The 20,042-nt window shown below is 71.2% G+C and carries 23 protein-coding genes; 18 read left to right on the plus strand and 5 right to left on the minus strand.

Annotated elements, in window-relative coordinates; all coding sequences use genetic code 11:
* The first annotated feature begins 5 nt into the window (after positions 1-5).
* From ACFPZJ_RS30885 to ACFPZJ_RS30905, 5 genes are all read left to right on the plus strand, one after another.
* On the plus strand, positions 6-653 hold the full coding sequence (locus tag ACFPZJ_RS30885) for a TlpA family protein disulfide reductase (protein ID WP_381028490.1): 648 nt from the start codon (positions 6-8) through the stop codon (positions 651-653).
* A gap of 1 nt (position 654) precedes the next feature.
* On the plus strand, positions 655-1,428 hold the full coding sequence (locus ACFPZJ_RS30890; protein WP_381028493.1) for a cytochrome c biogenesis CcdA family protein: 774 nt from the start codon (positions 655-657) through the stop codon (positions 1,426-1,428).
* 3 nt (positions 1,429-1,431) lie between these two features.
* Positions 1,432-3,195: a cytochrome c biogenesis protein ResB gene (resB, locus tag ACFPZJ_RS30895; RefSeq protein WP_381028496.1), complete on the plus strand. Its 1,764-nt coding sequence runs from the start codon at positions 1,432-1,434 to the stop codon at positions 3,193-3,195.
* Positions 3,192-4,289, plus strand: coding sequence for a c-type cytochrome biogenesis protein CcsB (gene ccsB, locus ACFPZJ_RS30900; RefSeq protein ID WP_381028498.1), 1,098 nt, complete (start codon positions 3,192-3,194; stop codon positions 4,287-4,289). Before resB ends, ccsB begins: the two co-directional genes overlap by 4 nt.
* A gap of 73 nt (positions 4,290-4,362) precedes the next feature.
* Positions 4,363-4,767 carry an SRPBCC domain-containing protein gene (locus ACFPZJ_RS30905; protein ID WP_381028501.1) on the plus strand — a complete coding sequence of 135 codons (405 nt, stop codon included), beginning with the start codon at positions 4,363-4,365 and terminating at the stop codon, positions 4,765-4,767.
* A gap of 96 nt (positions 4,768-4,863) precedes the next feature.
* Here the strand turns inward: ACFPZJ_RS30905 and ACFPZJ_RS30910 are convergent, their stop codons facing one another.
* Positions 4,864-5,313: a nucleoside deaminase gene (locus ACFPZJ_RS30910; RefSeq protein ID WP_381028504.1), complete on the minus strand. Its 450-nt coding sequence runs from the start codon at positions 5,311-5,313 to the stop codon at positions 4,864-4,866.
* A 92-nt stretch (positions 5,314-5,405) separates the two neighbouring features.
* Here ACFPZJ_RS30910 and ACFPZJ_RS30915 point away from each other — a divergent pair, with 92 nt between their 5' ends.
* Entirely contained in the window at positions 5,406-6,173 is a 768-nt protein-coding gene (locus ACFPZJ_RS30915; protein WP_381028507.1) for a CDP-alcohol phosphatidyltransferase family protein, read from the plus strand.
* 408 nt (positions 6,174-6,581) lie between these two features.
* On the opposite strand, the gene ACFPZJ_RS30920 is transcribed toward ACFPZJ_RS30915, so the two are convergent.
* Positions 6,582-7,292, minus strand: coding sequence for a MerR family transcriptional regulator (locus tag ACFPZJ_RS30920; RefSeq protein WP_381028510.1), 711 nt, complete (start codon positions 7,290-7,292; stop codon positions 6,582-6,584).
* Positions 7,293-7,384: 92 nt separating this feature from the next.
* Here ACFPZJ_RS30920 and uvrA point away from each other — a divergent pair, with 92 nt between their 5' ends.
* The gene (gene uvrA, locus ACFPZJ_RS30925; RefSeq protein WP_381028513.1) at positions 7,385-9,838 is read left to right on the plus strand and encodes an excinuclease ABC subunit UvrA; all 2,454 of its coding nucleotides are present in this window, start codon (positions 7,385-7,387) and stop codon (positions 9,836-9,838) included.
* A gap of 75 nt (positions 9,839-9,913) precedes the next feature.
* A complete protein-coding gene (locus ACFPZJ_RS30930; protein ID WP_381028516.1) occupies positions 9,914-10,327 on the plus strand; it encodes a DUF6281 family protein in 414 nt (137 codons plus the stop codon).
* Positions 10,328-10,343: 16 nt separating this feature from the next.
* Here the strand turns inward: ACFPZJ_RS30930 and ACFPZJ_RS30935 are convergent, their stop codons facing one another.
* Positions 10,344-10,988, minus strand: coding sequence for a DUF7848 domain-containing protein (locus tag ACFPZJ_RS30935; RefSeq protein ID WP_381028519.1), 645 nt, complete (start codon positions 10,986-10,988; stop codon positions 10,344-10,346).
* A gap of 118 nt (positions 10,989-11,106) precedes the next feature.
* Between ACFPZJ_RS30935 and ACFPZJ_RS30940 the strand changes: the two genes are divergently transcribed.
* A complete protein-coding gene (locus ACFPZJ_RS30940) occupies positions 11,107-12,069 on the plus strand; it encodes a helix-turn-helix domain-containing protein (RefSeq protein ID WP_381028522.1) in 963 nt (320 codons plus the stop codon).
* Complete coding sequence (locus ACFPZJ_RS30945) at positions 12,011-12,133, plus strand: DUF397 domain-containing protein (protein ID WP_381028984.1); 123 nt, start codon at positions 12,011-12,013, stop codon at positions 12,131-12,133. The genes ACFPZJ_RS30940 and ACFPZJ_RS30945 overlap by 59 nt, the downstream gene beginning before the upstream one ends.
* 61 nt (positions 12,134-12,194) lie before the next feature.
* Here ACFPZJ_RS30945 and ACFPZJ_RS30950 read toward each other — a convergent pair whose 3' ends face one another.
* Positions 12,195-12,515, minus strand: a complete 321-nt coding sequence (locus ACFPZJ_RS30950; RefSeq protein ID WP_381028525.1) for a PLD nuclease N-terminal domain-containing protein — start codon at positions 12,513-12,515, stop codon at positions 12,195-12,197.
* 88 nt (positions 12,516-12,603) lie between these two features.
* Here ACFPZJ_RS30950 and ACFPZJ_RS30955 point away from each other — a divergent pair, with 88 nt between their 5' ends.
* Genes ACFPZJ_RS30955 through mqnP form a run of 3 tightly spaced genes read left to right on the plus strand, consistent with a single transcriptional unit; the run spans position 12,604 to position 15,442 of the window.
* Positions 12,604-14,055, plus strand: a complete 1,452-nt coding sequence (locus ACFPZJ_RS30955) for a menaquinone biosynthesis decarboxylase (protein WP_381028528.1) — start codon at positions 12,604-12,606, stop codon at positions 14,053-14,055.
* Entirely contained in the window at positions 14,052-14,522 is a 471-nt protein-coding gene (locus tag ACFPZJ_RS30960) for a hypothetical protein (protein WP_381028531.1), read from the plus strand. The genes ACFPZJ_RS30955 and ACFPZJ_RS30960 overlap by 4 nt, the downstream gene beginning before the upstream one ends.
* Positions 14,519-15,442 carry a menaquinone biosynthesis prenyltransferase MqnP gene (gene mqnP / locus ACFPZJ_RS30965; protein ID WP_381028534.1) on the plus strand — a complete coding sequence of 308 codons (924 nt, stop codon included), beginning with the start codon at positions 14,519-14,521 and terminating at the stop codon, positions 15,440-15,442. Before ACFPZJ_RS30960 ends, mqnP begins: the two co-directional genes overlap by 4 nt.
* Before the next feature lie 46 nt (positions 15,443-15,488).
* Here the strand turns inward: mqnP and ACFPZJ_RS30970 are convergent, their stop codons facing one another.
* Positions 15,489-16,097 carry a rhomboid family intramembrane serine protease gene (locus ACFPZJ_RS30970; protein ID WP_381028537.1) on the minus strand — a complete coding sequence of 203 codons (609 nt, stop codon included), beginning with the start codon at positions 16,095-16,097 and terminating at the stop codon, positions 15,489-15,491.
* Between the two features lie 91 nt (positions 16,098-16,188).
* Here ACFPZJ_RS30970 and ACFPZJ_RS30975 point away from each other — a divergent pair, with 91 nt between their 5' ends.
* From ACFPZJ_RS30975 to ACFPZJ_RS30995, 5 genes are all read left to right on the plus strand, one after another.
* A complete protein-coding gene (locus ACFPZJ_RS30975; RefSeq protein ID WP_381028540.1) occupies positions 16,189-16,872 on the plus strand; it encodes a UbiX family flavin prenyltransferase in 684 nt (227 codons plus the stop codon).
* Positions 16,873-16,936: 64 nt separating this feature from the next.
* Positions 16,937-17,392 (plus strand): Lrp/AsnC family transcriptional regulator, encoded by a 456-nt coding sequence (locus ACFPZJ_RS30980; RefSeq protein WP_381028543.1) that lies wholly within the window; start codon positions 16,937-16,939, stop codon positions 17,390-17,392.
* 84 nt (positions 17,393-17,476) lie between these two features.
* Complete coding sequence (gene mqnE, locus ACFPZJ_RS30985; protein WP_381028545.1) at positions 17,477-18,640, plus strand: aminofutalosine synthase MqnE; 1,164 nt, start codon at positions 17,477-17,479, stop codon at positions 18,638-18,640.
* A 125-nt stretch (positions 18,641-18,765) separates the two neighbouring features.
* A complete protein-coding gene (locus tag ACFPZJ_RS30990; RefSeq protein WP_381028547.1) occupies positions 18,766-19,416 on the plus strand; it encodes a UdgX family uracil-DNA binding protein in 651 nt (216 codons plus the stop codon).
* Between the two features lie 16 nt (positions 19,417-19,432).
* Positions 19,433-19,957, plus strand: a complete 525-nt coding sequence (locus tag ACFPZJ_RS30995; RefSeq protein ID WP_381028550.1) for a GNAT family N-acetyltransferase — start codon at positions 19,433-19,435, stop codon at positions 19,955-19,957.
* Positions 19,958-20,042: the final 85 nt, after the last annotated feature.

The raw sequence follows: 20,042 nt of genomic DNA on the forward strand, positions 1-20,042 counted from the left end.
TTCACATGAGTGCCGCCAGCCGCGCCCCCCTGCGCTCGAACCGCTCCTCGCGCCCGGACCGTACGACCCGTGTCCGCCGCCGCGCCGCCCTGGCCGCCGGTACCGCCGTGGCCGCACTGCTCGTCTCCGCGTGCGGCTCCGGCGGAACGTCCGGCGGGGGCGGCAACACCAACTTCGTCACCGGCGCCGACGGCATCGACACCGTCGCCCAGGGCAAGCGGAGCCCGGCACCCGACCTGGCGGGCAAGACCCTGGACGGCAAGTCCCTCGACGTCGCCGACTACAAGGGCAAGGTCGTCGTCCTCAACGTCTGGGGTTCGTGGTGCAACCCCTGCCGGGCGGAGGCGAAGTACTTCGCGAAGGTGTCCAAGGAGTACGCCGGCAAGGGCGTGCAGTTCGTCGGCATCAACACCCGGGACACCAACCTGCGCGCCGCCGTCGCCTTCGAGAAGGACTTCGGGATCCCCTACCCGAGCCTGTACGACCCGACCGGCAAGCTGATGCTCCGCTTCAAGAAGGGCACCCTGAACCCGCAGGCGGTTCCCTCCACGCTGGTCCTCGACCGGGACGGGAAGATCGCCTCCCGCTCGCTGTCCGCGCTCAGCGAGGAGCGGCTGCTGAAGATGCTCAAGCCGGTCGTCGCGGAGAAGTGACGTGACGGACGTCACCACCCTCGCCGCGGTCACGGACCCCAACGGCACGGTGCTCAACGGCGCCCTGCTGGTGGCCCTGCCCATCGCCCTGCTCGGCGGACTCGTCTCCTTCTTCTCGCCCTGCGTGCTCCCGCTCGTCCCGGGCTACCTGTCGTACGTCACCGGCGTCAGCGGCACCGACCTGGCCGAGGCCAGGCGGGGGCGGATGGTCGCCGGCGCCTCGCTGTTCGTGCTGGGCTTCACGGCCGTCTTCGTCTCCGGCGGGGCCTTCTTCGGCTACTTCGGACAGACGCTCCAGGAGGAGCGGGGCGTGCTGTCCAAGGTGCTGGGCGTCTTCATGATCCTCATGGGCGTCTTCTTCATGGGGCTGATGCCCTGGCTGACCCAGCGCGAGTTCCGCTTCCACCGGAAGCCGGCCGCCGGGCTGGTCGGCGCCCCGGTGCTGGGCGCGCTGTTCGGCATCGGCTGGACGCCCTGCATCGGCCCGACCCTGGCCGCCGTGCAGACCCTCGCCCTCAACCAGGGGAGTGCGGGACGCGGGGCCGTCCTGACCGTCGCGTACTGTCTGGGCCTGGGCGTGCCGTTCGTGCTCGCCGCGGTCGCCTTCCGCAAGGCGCTCGGCGCCTTCGGCTGGGTCAAGCGGCACTACGTCTGGGTGATGCGCATCGGCGGCACCATGATGATCGTGACCGGTCTGCTGCTGCTGACCGGTGCCTGGGACCGCATCGTGCAGGAGATGCAGGTCTGGTCCAACGGCTTCACTGTGGGGATCTGATCCATGAGCAAGACCACAACCAGCGACGCGACCCAGGCCGCCCCGGACGACCAGGACCTGGGCGCCGCTGGCTCCCAGCTCACCACCGCCCCCAGGGAGGATCCGCCGAACCTGCCCTCCCTGGGCCTCATCGGCTGGGCCCGCTGGTTCTGGCGGCAGCTGACCTCCATGCGGGTGGCGCTGCTGCTGCTCCTGCTGCTGTCGCTCGGCGCGATCCCCGGCTCGCTGATCCCGCAGTCCGGCGTCGACGAGACGAAGGTCGCCGACTTCCGCGAGAACCACCCCACCCTCGGTGACGTCTACGACAAGCTCGGCCTGTTCCACGTCTACAGCTCGGTGTGGTTCTCCGCGATCTACATCCTGCTGTTCGTCTCCCTCATCGGCTGCATCGTCCCGCGCACCTGGCAGTTCGTCGGCCAGCTGCGCGGCCGCCCCCCGGGCGCGCCCAAGCGGCTGAACCGGCTGCCCGCCCACACCACCTGGCGCACCGAGGCCGCCCCCGAGGAGGTCCGTGAGGCCGCCCTCGCCCTGCTGAGGAAGCGCCGCTTCCGCGCCCATCTCGCCGGTGACGCCGTCGCAGCGGAGAAGGGCTACCTGCGCGAGCTGGGCAACCTGGTCTTCCACATCGCCCTCATCGTGATGCTGGTCGCCTTCGCCTGGGGCCAGTTGTTCAAGTCCGAGGGCAACAAGCTGGTCGTCGAGGGCGACGGCTTCTCCAACACGCTCACCCAGTACGACGACTTCAAGTCCGGCAACCTCTTCACCACCGACGACCTGGTGCCCTTCAGCTTCGACCTGAAGAACTTCACGGGCACCTACGAGCGCACCGGCCCCAACCGGGGCACCCCGCGCCTCTACCAGGCCGACGTCGACTACAGCGCGGGCGCGTACGGCGCGGAGAAGAAGACCACCATCAAGGTCAACGAGCCGCTGGAGATCGGCGACGCGAAGGTCTACCTCGTCAGCCACGGCTACGCCCCCGTCGTCACCGTCCGCGACGGCAAGGGCAAGGTCGTCTACCACGACGCCGTGCCGCTGCTGCCGCTCGACGCCAACGTCACCTCCTCCGGTGTGGTCAAGGTGCTCGACGGCTACCGCAACCCGCAGGGCAAGAAGGAGCAGCTCGGCTTCAACGCCTTCTTCGTGCCGACCTTCGGCGGCTCGGCCAGCGGCACGATGCTCTCCCAGTTCCCCGCGCTGGACTATCCGGTCCTCGCGCTGTCCGCCTACCACGGCGACCTGGGTGCCGACTCCGGCATCCCGCAGAGCGTGTACCAGATGGACAAGACCAACATGAAGGAGTTCAAGGACTCCAAGGGGCAGCTGCTGAAGAAGCTGCTGCGGCCCGGCGAGAGCATGAAGCTCCCCGACGGCGCCGGCTCGGTCACCTTCGAGAAGGACATCAAGGAGTGGGCCGGCTTTCAGGTCGTCCAGGAGCCCGGTGGCGGCTGGGCCCTCGCGGGGGCCATCGCCGCCATCGGCGGTCTGGCCGCCTCCCTGTTCATCCAGCGCCGCCGCGTCTGGGTGCGTGCGGTCCGAGGCGCCGACGGCGTCACCGTCGTCGAGATGGCCGGCCTCGGCCGCAGCGAGTCCGCCAAGGTGCCCGAGGAGCTCGGCGACCTCGCCGGGATCCTGTACGAGCGGGCGCCCGGCGCGCCCGGACCCGACGACTCCTTTGACGAACCCGACCCCGCTTCGGAGCCGGGCGACGACACCCCCACCCCCGAACCCCAAGTCGTACCTGCCGAAGGGGCTGAGAAGCAGTGACTCTCGCCGCCGCAACCGATCTGGCCGCCGCCACCAACGAGAACCTCGCGAACATCAGCAACGTGCTGATCTACTCCGCGATGGCCGTCTACACCCTGGCCTTCTTCGCCTACATCGCCGAGTGGCTCTTCGGCAGCCGCAGCAAGGTCGCCCGCACCGCCGCCGCCCTCACCGCGAAACCGGAGCAGGGCGAGACCCCGGCGGTCACCGTCAAGAAGGCCGGCGGTACCGCCGTACTGGAGCGGCCGAAGGTCGTCGTCCGGTCCGCGTCCGGTCAGCGGGACCTGCCGGACGGGCCCGGGGCGCACGGCGGGGACGAACAGGGCGACCTGTACGGGCGCATCGCCATCTCCCTCACCGTGCTGGCCTTCCTGGTCGAGCTGGGCGGCGTCGTCGCCCGCGCGGCCTCGGTGGAGCGGGCGCCGTGGGGCAATATGTACGAGTTCAACATCACCTTCTCCACGGTCGCCGTCGGCGTGTACCTCCTGCTGCTGGCGCTGAAGAAGAACGTGCGCTGGCTCGGGCTGTTCCTGATCACCACGGTCCTCCTCGACCTCGGCCTGGCCGTCACCGTCCTGTACACCGCCAGCGACCAGTTGGTTCCCGCCCTGCACTCGTACTGGCTGTACATCCACGTCTCCACCGCGATCTTCTGCGGCGCGGTCTTCTACGTCGGCGCGGTCGCCACGATCCTGTACCTGTTCAAGGACGCGTACGAGAACAAGCTCGCGAGCGGCGGCACGCCCGGCACCTTCGCCACCTCCGTCCTGGAGCGGCTGCCGTCGTCCGCCTCCCTCGACAAGTTCGCCTACCGCGTCAACGCCGCCGTCTTCCCGCTGTGGACGTTCACGATCATCGCGGGCGCCATCTGGGCCGGCGACGCCTGGGGCCGCTACTGGGGCTGGGACCCCAAGGAGACCTGGTCCTTCATCACCTGGGTCGCCTACGCCTGCTACCTGCACGCCCGCGCCACCGCCGGTTGGAAGGGCCGCAAGGCCGCCTACCTGGCCCTCATCGCCTTCGGCTGCTGGCTGTTCAACTACTACGGCGTGAACATCTTCGTCTCCGGCAAGCACTCCTACGCGGGCGTGTGACCCCCGTGGTCGACGAGCCGGCCGGGCGGCCGTAACGCGTGCACCGGCGCCCGTCAGGGGTCAGGCTGGTGTCATGACCGGTTCCGTCGAACAGGGCACCAGCCAGACCCACGGGGACATCCGCATCCTGCACTTCCTGGTACGGCTTCCCCGGCCCATGGAGGCGGTCTGGCCGGCCCTGGCCACCGGGGAGGGGCTGGCGGCCTGGTTCACCGCGGCCGACGTGCTGGAACCCAGGCTCGGCGGTGAGGTCGCGCTGCGGGGCCTGGGCAGCGGGCGGATCACCGCGTGGGACGTGGACCGGGTCGCCGAGTACACCGTGGAGGACGGCGGCCGGATCCGCTTCCACCTGGAACGGGACGGCGACCAGGGCACCGCGTTGCGCTTCACCCACGAGTTCCGGGGCGAGACGGAGTCGGAGCAGCGCTGGCGGGACCGCTTCGAGCGGCTGATCGCCGTGCTGGAGGGCGGTTCCTAGCGCCGCCGCCGGGCCGGTGCGGCCCGTGCTGTGTCGCCCGTGCCGCCGGTGCGGTCGGTGCCGCGTGCCGCCGGTGCGTGGGTGGGGAGCCGGGTGTCAGTCGCCGATGTCCTCGCTCCACAGCTCCGGGCGGTCCTCGATGAAGTCGCGCATCAGGGCGACGCAGTCGGCGTCGTCCAACAGCACGATCTCCACGCCGTGTTCGGCCAGCCAGTCGTGCCCGCCGCGGAAGGTGACCGCCTCGCCGATCACCACCCGTGAGATGCCGAACTGCCGGACCAGGCCGGAGCAGTACCAGCACGGCGAGAGGGTGGTCACCATCGTCGTGCCCCGGTACGACCGCTGCCGTCCCGCCGCCCGGAAGGCCGCCGTCTCCGCGTGCGTGGAGGGATCGTCGTCCTGGACCCGGCGGTTGTGACCCCGGCCCAGCAGCGTGCCGTCGGCGCCGTACAGCGCGGCGCCGATCGGGATGCCGCCCTCGGCGAGGCCCGCCCGGGCCTCCTCGACGGCGGTGGCGAGCCATGCGCGTGCCTGTGCCTGGTCCATGCCCTCATCCATGACCTGCCCGGGCCCCTCTGTAACCTGGCCCGATCATCGCCGCGTCGGCGGCGGTCGGGCCCGGGTGTGGAGGAACGGTCATGGGTGCTGCTCCGGTTCTGGAGGAGCTGCGGGAGGTCTGCCAGCCGCAGGCCAAGCTGGCGAGCCGCAACGGTGAGCACTGGGCGGGCCGGCTGTACATGCGGAAGATCTCGCTGCGGGCCACCCGGCAGCTGGTGCGCACGCCCGTCACGCCCGACCAGCTGACCTGGACCATGGTCGTGTGCGGTGTCGCGTCCGGCGCGGCGCTGATGATCCCGGGCCTCACGGGCGCGGTACTGGCGGCGCTCCTGATGCAGCTCTTCCTCCTCTTCGACTGCGTGGACGGCGAGGTCGCCCGCTGGAAGGGGCAGAACAGCGCGACCGGCATCTACGTCGACCGGCTCGGGGCGTATCTCGCGGACGCCGCGCTGATGATCGGGGCCGGTTTCCGGGCGGCCGAGTCCGGCTTCGACGGCTGGGTGTCCCTCGGCCTCGCGACCGCCCTGGGCGTGGTCCTGCTGAAGGCGTCCACCGACCTGGTGGACGTGGCCCGGGCCCGACGCGGACTGGGCGTCGCCGACGACGAGGCGACCCGCCCCCGCTCGCAGGGCGTGGCCGCGGTGCGGCGACTGGCGGCCGCCTTCAAGATCCACCGCGTGACGAACGGCATCGAGGCGTCTCTCGTCCTGCTCGCCGTGGCGATCGCCGACGCCCTGACCGGCGGCACCGACCCGACCCGTTGGGCCCTGGCCGCACTGGCCGCGATCACGTGGCTGATGGTTCCGGCCCACCTGCTGTCGATCCTGTCGTCTTCCCGCCTGCGCTGAGGTACGCCGACGGAGATCGCCGCCTGAGGCACGCCCGCCGCGAGGTGCGCCGGGAGCGCGCAGCGCCCCCCGGCACGGCGCGCGTGCGGGCTGTCAGCGCCCGCCGCGTGCCGTGTGCCGCGAGCGCAGCGCCTCGTCGCGGTCTTCGCGTCGCGTGGCTTCAGACGCGGCCGGATGTGTCGAAGGAGACGGGGGCCGCGGCACGGGGGTCTGTTCTCCGCCGGCCGTGGCGGGCGGAGGCGCGCTGATCGCCCGTACCGGCCCGGCCCACCGACCGCAGCGGTCGCCGAGGCGCTGACCACCCGACCACCTGGCACCTGACCGGTCCTCCGGCCGTCAGCACGCCACCGGTCCTCCGGCCGTGATCACCTCCCGCGTGGTCCCGGCCCCTCCGCCCTGGATGCGTCGTCACCGCGCCCCGCTCAGGTACTCCGAGAGCGCCCCCGCGCTCGCCAGCATCGCTCGCGTCCGGGCCGTCAGTGTCCGGCCGCGTGCCTCGATCGCGGCGCGCAGGGCCTCGCTGGTGCCCTCGCGGCGCAGGCCCTCCAGGACCGGGCGGATCTGGTCGAACAGGTAGTGGCTGCGGCGCAGGGTGTGGATGAGCCGGGCGTCGCGTACGTCGGCGGGGGTGTAGACGCGGTAGCGCGTGCCGCGTTCCCGGGCGGGGGAGAGGAGTCCGGCCGTCTCCCACACCCGTAGCGCGGACGTCCGTACGCCGAGCAGCGCGGCCACCTCGCCGATGCGCAGGCCGCCGGAGCGGGGCAGTGGGGCCGGTTCCTCCCGGGCCAGTGCCTCCAGGGCCTGGCTCGTCGCTCGCAGAGAGACGCGCTCCTCGTGCAGCGCGGCGTGCGCGGCGTCCACGAGCGCGAGGGCGCCGGGAACGTCCCCGTCGTGCACGGTCCGCATGATGCGCGTCGCCGTCACCGGCCCGTACCCCTTCAGCAGTGCCCGGTACGCCAGCAGCGCACGCCGGTGCACGTCCGAGAAGGCGCGGTAGCCGGACTCCGTCCGGGCCGCCGGGGGCAGCACGCCGGCGTCCTCGTAGTTGCGGATCTGCTGCGTGGAGACACCGGCCAGCCGGGCCAGGTCCACCGGGCGCAGACGACGCTCATTGCTCACGGATTTGAAGGTTACGCCATCAACGAGCCACCGTACCGGTCTGCTTTGGCGCCAAAGTCTCAACACGGCACTTCAATGAAAAACTTGAAGGCATGGACGACTGCATCCGCGTCACCGGCGCCCGCCTGCACAACCTCCGGAACGTCACCCTGGAGATACCGAAGAACAAGCTGGTCGTGATGACCGGCCTGTCCGGCTCGGGCAAGTCCACGCTCGCCTTCGACACCCTGCACCAGGAGGGCCAGCGGCAGTACATGGAGTCGCTGGGCATGGTCACCGGCTTCGTCAGCAAGCCCGCCGTGGACTCGATCACCGGCCTGTCCCCGTCCATCAGCGTCGACCAGCACCTCACCAACCGCAGCCCCCGCTCCACCGTCGGCACGGTCACCGAGGTCTTCACCTACCTGCGCCTGCTGTGGTCCCGGATCGGCCGACGCCCGTGCCCGGGCTGCGGAAAGAGCATCCCGCCGTCGCACGCGTACGCCTACGACACCGAGGCCGACGAGGACGCCGAGGCCGAACACGCGCCCTGCCCGCACTGCGGCACCCTCGTGCCCGAACTCGTGATGGGCTCCTTCTCCTTCAACAAGCCCGCCGGTGCCTGCCCGTCCTGCACCGGCCTCGGCGAGGTGATCCGGCCCGACGTACGGCGGCTGGTCGACGGCGGCCGCTCGGTCGCCCAGGGCGCCGTACGGGGCTGGAACCCGAAGTCCACCGAGTGGAGCCTCTCCGTCCTGCACGCCGCCGCCCGCCACTACGGCCTCACCTTCGACGCGGACACTCCCGTCGGCGAACTGGACGACACACAGCGGGACTTGCTGCTGTACGGCGTCGAAAGCCCCGAGTTCCGGCGCCACTTCCCGGCCGTCGACCCGCCGGCGACCGTCACCACGGGCCGTTTCGAGGGGGTCGCCACGGCGGTGCTGCGCCGTTACACCGACCGGGCCGACGACCCCGAGTACCGCGAGCGGGCCGAGAAGCAGGGCCTCGCCAAGCAGGTCTGCCAGGACTGCGAGGGCACTCGGCTGCGGGCGGAGAGCCGGGCGGTGACCGTGCACGGGCTCACCATCGTCGAGGCGACGCGGCTGCCGCTGACCGAGCTCGCCGCCTGGCTGGCCGGCCTGCGGCGGCGGTCGGCCGGGGACGAGTGGCCGCTGGTCGAACCGGTCGTCGCCGACCTGGAGGAACGGGTGCGGCGGCTGGTGGACGTCGGCGTCGGCTACCTCACCCTGGGGCAGTCCACCCCGAGCCTCTCCGCCGGGGAGACCCAGCGGCTGCGGCTGGCCGCCCTGCTCGGCTCCGGACTGACGGGTGTGCTGTACGTCCTCGACGAGCCGACCATCGGCCTGCACCCCTCGGACACCGCCCGCCTGGTCGCCGTCCTGCGCCGCCTGCGCGACCTGGGCAACACCGTGCTGGTCATCGAGCACGATTTGGACGTGCTGCGGGCGGCGGACCACGTCGTGGACGTCGGCCCGGGCGCGGGCCGGGACGGCGGCCGGATCGTCGCGGCGGGGACACCGGAGGAGGTGGCGCGGACGGAGGCCTCGGTGACCGGCGCGTACCTGTCGGGCCGCCTGCCCGCACCCGTCTCCCGCGGACGCGGCTCCGGTGACACGGCACTGGTGATCCGCGGGGCCCGGGCCCACAACCTCAAGGACCTGACGGTACGCATCCCGCTCGGCCGCCTGGTGACGCTGACCGGTCCCTCCGGGTCGGGCAAGTCGACGCTGCTGCTGGACATCCTCGGCCGGGCCGCCCGCCGGCACTACCACGGCGCGGGGGACCGGCCCGCCGAGCACGACGGCATCGACGGCTGGCAGCACCTGTCCAAGGCCGTCCTGATCGACCAGGAGCCGATCAGCCGCGTCCCGCGCTCGAACGCGGCGACGTACGCGGACGTCTTCACCCCGATCAGAGAGGTCTTCGCGGCCCGCGCCGAGGGACGCCTGCCGGCGGGCCACTTCTCCTTCAACGTGCCGGGCGGGCGCTGCGAACGCTGCGAGGGCGCGGGCGTGCTCACCGTCCACATGCACTTCCTGCCGCCGGTCGAGGTCCGCTGCCCGGCGTGCCGGGGCCGCCGCTTCCGCCCGGAGGTGCTGTCCGTCCGCTACGAGGGCCACGACATCGCCGAGATCCTCCGGGCGACGGTGGACGAGGCCCTGACGGTGTTCAAGGACGTCCCGCCGGTGGCCTCCCGCCTGCGGCGGATGGCGGACGTCGGCCTCGGCTACCTGCCGCTCGGCCAGCCCGCCACCACCCTCTCCGGGGGCGAGGCCCAACGCCTCAAGCTGGCCAAGGAGCTGGGCCGGCGCACGACGGGCCGCGCGCTGTACCTGCTCGACGAGCCGACGACCGGCCTGCACGCCGCCGACACCGCCCGCCTCCTCGACGTCCTCCAGCGTCTCGTCGACGCCGGCCACTCCGTCGTCACCATCGAGCACAACCTGGATGTCATACGGGCCTCGGACTGGCTCATCGACCTGGGACCGGAGGGCGGCGCGGCCGGAGGGCGGCTCGTGTCGGAAGGAGCGCCCGCCACCTGAACCTTTCCGGACCCCGGCACGTCTTCGTTCCGTATCCACCGAGCCGGAGCCGAGGCTCCAGAAGGAGGCGTACCGATGAAGGCGTTGCCTGCGCGCGGCGGTCGCGGACCCGCCTGGGCCCTGGTGGCAGCGACCGTCGCCTCGCTGTCCGTGGGCTGCACGTCTCAGTCGGGCGACGAGCCCGGCGAGGCCGCCGCGTCCTGCGCGTACGTCGTCGATCACGACGGCCGCAGATACCTGGGCAGGGAGGAGACCGCCATCCCCGTGGGGGAGTCGCTCGGCGGCGCCACCCGCGCGGCGTGCGACGACACTCCCGGCGACGGCGACGACGGGGAGGGACCGGTGCTGATGACCGCGTTCACCGTGCGGGGCGTGGACCCCGCCGTCGCCATCGCCGTGGCGGAGGACACCGACCGGTTCCGGCTCGTCGTCGCCGACAGCCTCAAGGAGCTCCCTCCCGAGCTCAAGAAACTGACCGACCGCACCTGACGCCGGCCGCGCCGCCTCAGCCCTGCCGCTCCAGCACCGCGTAGTCGGCGAAACTGCGCCGGTAGCGGGTGTGCCGGGTGTCCTGTGTGTGCCTGCGCTGCCACTCCTCGACCTCTTCCGGCCCCGGGCACGGGCCGGAGGCGGCACCGCAGTCGGCCTCCTCGCCGGAGACGCAGCGCGCCTCGTACTCCGGCTCCGCCGACGGGTCCTGCACGATCGTGTACGGCACGTACCGGAACACACGGCGGCGCACCGGCACGTCCGTGGTGCCCTCGTGGTCGCGCCGCTGATGCCGGCGCAGCGGCACTTTCGCGTCGGTCTCGGCGGTCCCGTCGGCGTGGGCGCGGGCCTCCTCGCGCCGTACGGCGAGCTCCGTGCACGCCGCGCAGCCGGGCACGGGCAGCGGCGGCCTGCTCAGGTCCTCCACACCGTAACGCCCGCCCGCCGAGCGGGCGTTGGCCGCCTGTACACCCGCGCTCAGCCGTTCCTCCGTCGTCGCGGGCCGCACCAGGGCCGCGTCCGCCTCCCACTCCCGGCCCCCGCCGACCGGACGCAGCATCGCGTACCGGCCCGCCTGCCCCCGGTACTCGCCGACCCTGCCCGACTCGGGGTCATAGACGGGCGTTCCCCGGTCGATTTCCTTTGCGATCCGCTCAACCATGTTCTCTCCGTGCCCACTTCATCACTCTGGGTGTATCGAGCGTCGCGCACGGGAACCGTCGGTATCAACGCTTCACGCGTGCCACACGATCACTGTCACGGAGGGGGAGAGCGGCACCGTGAGCCGACGCAACGCCGAGCCGGGAGCGGGGGCGAGTACGGCTGCCGTGTTCGGCGAACTGCTTCGCCACTACCGAGAGGCCGCCCTGCTGACGCAGGACGCCCTCGCGTCCAGGATCCCGTGCGACCGTTCCCACGTCGCCCGCGTGGAGGCGGGCACGAGGGTGCCGCAGGACACGTTCGCGAAGAAGTGCGACGAGCTTCTGGGGACGGGTGGGGTGTTGCTCCGGCTGTGGGGGAAGATCGACTGGTATCCGCAGGTGGAACACCCCGATTGGTTTCGGCGCAGGGCCGAGATGGATGCGGTGGCTGTGGAGTTGTACGAGTACCAGGTGCAGGTCGTGCCCGGCTTGTTGCAGACTCCGGGCTACGCCCGGGCGTTGTTCTCTCGCCTCCCGTCGACGGCGGAAGAGGTGCAGGAACGCGTCCGTGCGCGACTCAGCCGACAGCGGCGCTTCTTGTCCGACGACGGCCCGTTGTACGTGGCGATTCTCGACGAGAGCTGTCTGCGTAACGTCATGGGCAACACGTCCGTGATGCGTGACCAGTGCGCGCACCTGCTGGCGATGGGTCGGCGTCCCAACGTCCGTATCCAGATCGCCCCGGCCGCCCGTGCCGAGCTTCGACGTCCCAAGACTTCCATGGCGCTGATCGCGATGCCCGACGGCGAGCGGTGGGTCTACTCGGAGTCGCTGGAGCGTGGCCACTTCAACAACGATCCGTCCGTCTACGCGCGGCACAACCGGACCTATGATGTGCTCAGGTCGGATGCTCCGTCACCTGGTGAGTCCGCCGCTCTGATCAGCGACGCGTTGGAGGGGTACGAGCAGCATGAGCAGGCACGAACTCGGCGCGATGACCTGGATCAAGAGCAGCTACAGCGACGACGACGGCGGCAACTGCATAGAAGTCGCCCCCCGTTTCCCCGACGCCGTCCCCGTCCGCGACAGCAAGACCCCTGACGGCCCGGTCCTGTTCCTCCGGCGTACGGCCTGGTCCGCCTTCGTCGCAGCGCTCAAGAGCTGAACCCCTGGCCCCTTCCTCGGGGCGCCGCCCGAGGGGGCCGAGCCGGTGCTCGGAGAGCGTCTCAGGGCTCGTCCCGCTTGGGGTCCTCGTCCTTCTTCTTCTCCTCGTCGAGGGACTTCAGGAAGTCGGGGTTGTCGTCGGGCGCGACCCACTGCCGCGAGCGACCGCCGCCGCGCACGCCGGACCAGCCCTCGGCGGCGGGGCTGCGCTTCTTGCCCGCGATGATCCAGGAGATCGAGCCGACCAGCGGGAACAGCAGCACGAGGATCGCCCACAGCGGCTTGGGCATGTGGCGGATGTCGTCGTCCTTCGTGCTGATGCAGTCGATGAACGCGTAGATGCTCAGTGCGAGCGGGATGAGGAACATCAGCACCCGGAGCATGTGGCCTCTCCAGCGAAGTGGTCGTCGGGGCCGCAGGCACAGCCCCCAGGTACAGGGCCAGGGTAGCCGCTCGGGGATACTTGACCCCATGGCTTACGACGATCTTCGCTCCCTGCTCAGGGCGCTGGAGCGCGAGGGAGACCTCAAGCGCATCAAGGCCGAGGTCGACCCGTATCTGGAGGTCGGTGAGATCGTCGACCGGGTGAACAAGGCCGGCGGCCCCGCCCTGCTCTTCGAGAACGTGAAGGGCTCGGACATGCCGCTGGCGATGAACGTCTTCGGCACCGACCGCCGGCTGCTGAAGGCGCTGGGGCTGAAGTCGTACGGGGACATCTCCGACAAGATCGGCGGGCTGCTCAGGCCCGAGCTGCCCCACGGGTTCGTCGGGGTGCGCGAGGCGTTCGGCAAGCTCGGCGCGATGACCCACGTACCGCCGAAGAAGGTCAAGGACGCCCCCGTCCAGGAGGTCGTGCTCACCGGCGACGACGTGGACCTCGACCGGCTCCCGGCGTTGTTCACCTGGCCGAAGGACGGCGGCTCCTTCTTCAACCTGGGCCTGACCCACACCAAGGACCCGGAGACCGGCATCCGCAACCTGGGCCTGTACCGGCTCCAGCGCCACGACCGGCGCACCATCGGCATGCACTGGCAGATCCACAAGGACAGCCGCAACCACTACCAGGTGGCCGCGAGGAGGGGGGAGCGGCTGCCGGTCGCGATCGCCTTCGGGTGCCCGCCCGCCGTGACGTACGCCTCCACGGCCCCCCTGCCCGGCGACATCGACGAGTACCTGTTCGCCGGGTTCGTCGCGGGCAAGCGGATCGAGATGGTCGAATGCAAGACGGTGCCGCTCCAGGTGCCGGCGCAGGCCGAGGTGGTGCTGGAGGGCTGGCTGGAGCCGGGCGAGATGCTGCCGGAGGGTCCGTTCGGCGACCACACCGGTTTCTACACGCCGCAGGAGCCCTTCCCGGCCCTGACCATCGACTGCGTGACGATGCGGAAGCGCCCGCTGCTCCAGTCGATCGTCGTCGGACGGCCCCCGACGGAGGACGGACCGCTGGGCCGGGCGACGGAACGCTTCTTCCTGCCGCTGCTGAAGATCATCGTTCCGGACATCGTGGACTACCACCTGCCCGAGGCCGGCGGCTTCCACAACTGCGCGATCGTCTCGATCGACAAGAAGTACCCCAAGCACGCGCAGAAGGTGATGCACGCCATCTGGGGCGCGCACATGATGTCGCTCACCAAACTGATCGTGGTGGTGGACTCCGACTGCGATGTGCACGACCTGCACGAGGTCGCCTGGCGGGCCCTCGGCAACACGGACTACGCCCGCGACCTCACCGTCGTCGAGGGCCCCGTCGACCATCTCGACCACGCCTCCTACCAGCAGTTCTGGGGAGGCAAGGCGGGCATCGACGCGACGAAGAAGTGGCCCGAGGAGGGCTACACCCGCGACGGCGGGTGGCCCGACATGGTGGAGTCCGATCCGGAGACGGCGGCGAAGGTGAGCCGCCGCTGGAAGGAGTACGGCCTGTGAGCCCCATCGCCGTGGGCGGCCCGGCCCTGTTCATCGGCACCGACACCGACTACGTGGCGCTCGTGCGGCCCGAGCTGGACCCGGCCGACCCGGGCGTCCGGCGGGCCGCCGAGCAGGCGGGCGTCGGACCCGAGGAGTTCGCGGGACCGGGGGACACCTGGGCCGTCCTCCTGGAGCACGACGGCGCGGGCGACGGCTTCGAGCTGCCCGGTGTCCGTGACACGGAACCGGCTGGCTTCGCGGAGCGGCTGCGCGCCGGGCTCGCCGCGGCGGAGGGGCCGTTCACGGTCGACGGCGGCGCGGTGCTGCGGCTGGACGCCCGTCCGGCCGGCGCTGACACGTACGCCTTCACGGCGCACGTCACTCCGCCCGACGACGCCGGGACAGCGCTGACCGTGGAGACGGGCCCGCTGCCCGTCGCCGCGCTGCTGGCCGACCTCGACGCGTTCCTCGGGAGCCTCGCATGATGACCACCGCCGACGGGGTCGTGGGCCCGGGCCCGGCACCGCAGCCGACCGGGAAGGTGAAGTCCTTCCTCCGCCTGGTGATGATCGAGCACTCGGTCTTCGCACTGCCCTTCGCCTACATCGCCTCGCTGACCGCGATGTTCGAGTGGGACAGGAACATCCACTGGGGCCGGCTGCTTCTGGTCACCCTCGCGATGGTCGGCCTGCGCACCTTCGCGATGGCGGTCAACCGGATCATCGACCGCGAGATCGACGCCCGTAACCCGCGTACGGCACAGCGCGAGCTGGTGACCGGCGCGGTGTCGGTTCGCCATGCCTGGACGGGCGCGCTGATCGCCCTGGTGGTCTTCCTCGGCGCGGCGGCCCTGCTGAACCCGCTGTGCCTGGCCCTGGCCCCCATCGCGGTGATCCCGATGGTGGTCTACCCGTACGGCAAGCGGTTCACGAACTTCCCGCAGGCCATCCTCGGCCTCGCCCAGGCGATGGGCCCGGTCGGCGGGTGGCTCGCCGTCACCGGCGCCTGGTCCTGGGACGCGGTGATCCTCGGCCTCGCGGTCGGCATCTGGATCGGCGGCTTCGACCTGATCTACGCCTGCCAGGACGTCGAGACCGACCGCGAGATCGGCGTCATGTCGGTCCCGGCCCGCTTCGGCGTACCGGCGGCCGTCTGGAGCGCCCGCGTCTGCCACGCGCTGACCACGGCCCTGTTCGTCTGGTACGCCCTGGCGACGGACGCCGGCGCCTTCTTCTGGCTGGGCCTGCTGATCGTGGCCGGTGCGTTCGTCTATGAGCACACCATCGTCCGCCCCCACGATCTGTCCCGCGTGAACAGGGCGTTCTTCAGCGTCAACGGCTTCATCGGCATCGCCTTGTTCGTGTGCGCGCTGCTGGATCTCCTGGTGCGCGGACTCACGGTCTGACCGCCGAGCGATTATTTTCGGCCACCCGATCGGCCGCGGCCGTCCGTTACGCAGGACCGGCCGGCCGGTCGCCGAGGGTCCGGCGCCGGAAGACGAACGCCGCCGCCACGCCCGCGCACAGGCCTATCAGGTGGCCCTGCCAGCTGACGCCCGTCTGCGTGGGGGCCAGGCCCGTGAGGATCGAGCCGCCCCAGACGGCGCCGACCAGCAGACCGGCCAGGATGCCGAGCGGGCGCCGCTCGACGAAGCCGCTGACCAGCAGGAAGCCGAAGAGGCCGAAGACCAGCCCGGAGGCGCCCGCGGTGTTGCTGTGCGCCGGGGCCACGAGCCACACACCCAGACCGTCCGCGACGACGATCAGCGCGCACACCGCCAGGAACCGGCGCAGGCCGCCGAGCGCGGCCAGGAAACCGAGCACCAGCAGCGGCACCGTGTTGGCGGCGAGGTGAGCGAAGCCGAAGTGGACGAAGGCGGCCGGGACGACATCGGCCAGCTCAGCGGGCGTGCGCGGCGTGATGCCGAGGCCGTCCAGCGCATGGCCGCCGGCCACGTCGGCCAGTTCCAGCAGCCACAGCAGCGCGACCCAGCCCACCATCAGCTTGGCCGCGGCCTTCGCGCGGTCGCCGCGCGACCACGCCAGGTCCGGATTCCGCATGGCAACCCCCAGCCTCGGCTCATCCCCTCCGGGGAACGGCCCGGACCCCTTGGCCGGTTCCCACCCTGCGAGGCCGGATAGGCTCGGTGTTGTGAACCCAGTCAAGCCAGGCGAGACGCCGCGTACGCCTTGGATCGTAGGGGTGTCCGGCGCTTCGGGTACCCCGTACGCCGCCGCCGTGCTGCGCGCACTGCTCGCCGCGGGCGAGAGCGTCGACCTCGTGGTGTCCCGGGCCTCCCGGCTCACCCTCCTCGACGAGACCGGGATCTCCTTCCGGGACGCGCACTGGCGGGACGACCTGCGGCAGTGGCTGTCGCGGGGCGCCGACGGGAAGCCGGACACCTTCGAGGCCGACCTCGACGGGGTGCGGTACTGGAACGCCGGGGACCTGGCGGCCGGGCCGTCCTCGGGCTCGTACCCGGTCAAGGGCATGCTCATCGTGCCCGCCTCGACGGCGTGCGTGGCCGGGGTCGCGCTCGGGCTGTCCAAGGACCTGTTGCAGCGGGCGGCGAGCGTCACCCTGAAAGAGGGACGCAAGCTGGTCGTGGCCGTGCGCGAGACCCCGCTGAACGGCCAGACCCTGCGGCACCTGGTCGCCCTCGACGACGCGGGCGCGACCGTGGTGCCCGCCTCCCCGGCCTTCTACGCGGGCGCGACGCACATCCAGGACCTGGTGGACTTCGTCGCCGGACGCGTACTCGACGCGGCGGGCGTGCCGCACCGGCTCTATCGCCGTTGGGAGGGTGAGCTCGGCGGCGGGTCCCGTACCACCTGAGCACCTCACCCTCACCCTCACTCTCCGGAACTTTCAGACCTCTTCAGCGGAAGGCTTCGATCGCATGGACGCGGTGGACAGGCAGCTCATCCAGGCCCTGAGGGAGAACGGCCGGGCCTCCTACGCGGAGCTGGGACGCCTCGTCGGCCTGTCGGGACCCAGCGTCACCGACCGCATCAACCGGCTGGAGGCGGCCGGCGTCATCACCGGCTACCGCGCCACCGTCGACGCCGCCTCGCTCGGCCTCGGCGTCACCGCCCTCATCGGCATCTCGCTCTCCGACGCCGCCGACCACGAGGACGTGGCCCGCCGGCTGAAGGACCTCCCCGAGATCGAGGACTGCTGGTTCATCGCCGGCGACGACTCGTTCATGCTCAAGGTCCGGGCGACCGACGTCGACGGGCTGGAGAAGATCATCCGGCGGCTCAGCGGGACGAAGGGCGTCTCCCGGACCCGTACCACCATCGTGCTCTCCACGAAGTGGGAGAACCGGGTGGGTGAGCTGCCGGAACCGGCGTAGGCGCGGAGCGTCGTTCGGGGTCCTCCGCCCGAAAGGCGGGGGAGTACGGTTGACGAGATCTGTCTCTAGGTGGAGGTAACGGCAATGGATGTCGGGCTCAAGCGCGAGCTGGAGGAGAAGGTCCGCTCCGGCGAGCGGCTGACCCGCGAGGACGGCATCGCGCTGTACGAGTCGGACGACCTGGCGTGGCTCGGCGGGCTCGCGCACGAGGTGCGGACGCGGAAGAACGGCGACGTCGTCCACTTCAACGTCAACCGCCACCTCAACATGACCAACGTGTGCACGGCCTCCTGCGCGTACTGCTCCTTCCAGCGCAAGCCGGGGGAGAAGGACGCGTACACGATGCGCATCGAGGAGGCCGTCAAGCTCGCCAAGGCGATGGAGTCGGAGAACCTCACCGAGCTGCACATCGTCAACGGCCTGCACCCGAACCTCCCCTGGCGCTACTACCCGCGCTCCCTGCGCGAGCTGAAGAAGGCCCTGCCGAACGTCTCCCTGAAGGCCTTCACCGCCACCGAGATCCACCACTTCGAGACGATCTCCGGGATGAGCGCGAGCGAGATCCTGGACGAGCTGATCGACGCGGGCCTGGAGTCGCTCACCGGCGGCGGCGCGGAGATCTTCGACTGGGAGGTGCGGCAGCACATCGTCGACCACCGCACCCACTGGGAGGACTGGTCGCGCATCCACCGCCTGGCGCACGAGAAGGGCCTGAAGACCCCGTGCACCATGCTGTACGGCCACATCGAGGAGCCCCGCCACCGCGTCGACCACGTGCTGCGGCTGCGTGAACTCCAGGACGAGACCGGCGGTTTCCAGGTCTTCATCCCGCTGCGCTACCAGCACGACTTCGTCGACATGAAGGACGGCAAGGTCCGCAACCGGCTCCAGGCCCGCACGCAGATGGCGACCGGGGCGGAGGCGCTGAAGACCTTCGCCGTCTCCCGGCTGCTGTTCGACAACGTGCCGCACGTGAAGGTCTTCTGGGTGATGCACGGCGTCAACACCGCGCAACTGGCCCTCCAGTTCGGCGCCGACGACATGGACGGCTCGGTCGTCGAGTACAAGATCACGCACGACGCGGACAACTTCGGCACACCCAGCAAGCTCACCCGCGAGGACCTGCTGGAGCTGATCCGCGACGCAGGCTTCCGGCCGGTGGAGCGCAACACCCGCTACGAGATCATCCGGGAGTACGACGGTCCGGACCCGGCCCGCCGGGAGTCGCCGCAGCCCATGCGCGTGTGAGCCGAGGAGCACGGGGCTGTGCCCGGCTTGCGGCTCCGCCGCGTGGGCCCGAGCGGTTTCCCCAGAGCTGCGGCCGGGCGACGCACGCCGCTGTTCGCCGTCGGCGACCGGGGTACCCGGGGGCCATGCCCAGCACGAAGGCTCCCGAGGATGCCTACACCGCAGAGCCCTTCGTCCCCGACGGCGCCGGGCTCGACCAGCTGCGCGAGGCGGCGGCCGGCTGCCGGGGCTGCCCCCTGCACCGGGACGCCACCCAGACCGTCTTCGGCACCGGCGACCCGCACGCCCGCGTCATGCTCGTCGGCGAGCAACCCGGCGACCAGGAGGACCGCCAGGGCAGACCGTTCGTCGGCCCGGCCGGGAAACTCCTGGACCGCGCCCTGGACGAAGCCGGCATCAGCCCGGCGGACACGTACGTCACCAACGCGGTCAAGCACTTCAAGTTCACCCAGGCCGAGCCCCGCAAGCGCCGTATCCACAAGGCGCCCAGCCTGCGGGAGACGACCGCGTGCGGGCCCTGGCTCGCCGCCGAGCTGGCGGTCGTCGAACCGGAGCTGATCGTCGTCCTGGGCGCGACCGCCGGGAAGGCCCTGCTGGGCTCCTCGTTCCGGGTCACGCAGGTGCGCGGCACGCTGCTGGAGGAGGAGATCCACGGGCGGCGGGAGCTGCTCGTGCCGACGGTGCACCCCTCGGCGGTGCTGCGGGCGGACGACCGGGAGGCGGCGTACCGGGGCCTGGTCGCGGATCTGAAAGTGGCGGCGCGAGCCCTGTCGTAATAGGTAGCATGCCTCCATGCCCCTTACTTTCACTCTCGATCCCGCCGTGACCCCCGACCTGCGCGACGGCCTGCTCGATCTGTGGACCGACGTGTCCAACGCGGGTGGCGCCGTCGGATTCGTGCCGCCGGTGGAGCGGGAGACGGTCCGCCCGGAGCTGCTGAAGCACTTCACGGCGATGGCGGAGGGGTGGACCCGGCTGCTCGTCGGGCACGACGAGCAGGGACGGGTGGCCGCGACCGCCTTCCTCACCTTCAACACCTACCGCCTGATGGCGCACTGGCTGTGGCTGTACACGGTGATGGTGCATCCCCGCCACCAGGGCAAGGGGTACGGGCGTGACCTGCTGGCCGCCGCCGCGGACGCGGCCCGCGGCATCGAGGGCATCGGGGCGGTACGGCTGACCTGTCGCGGCGGACTCGGACTGGAGCGGTTCTACGCTTCCTGCGGCTACAAGGAGGTCGGCCGGATCCCCGGCGCGATCCGGGTCGCCCCGGGCGACGACCGGGACGACGTCATCATGCTGCTGCCGCTGGACTGAGCCCGTACGCACGCTGCGAGCCCACAGGCGTCCCCGTGAGCCCCGTGCGCACCCCCGTGCAAGATCGGTGGTCCGGCGTGCTTCA

The sequence above is a fragment of the Streptomyces bullii genome (assembly GCF_042657145.1).
Classification (GTDB): Bacteria; Actinomycetota; Actinomycetes; order Streptomycetales; family Streptomycetaceae; genus Streptomyces; species Streptomyces bullii.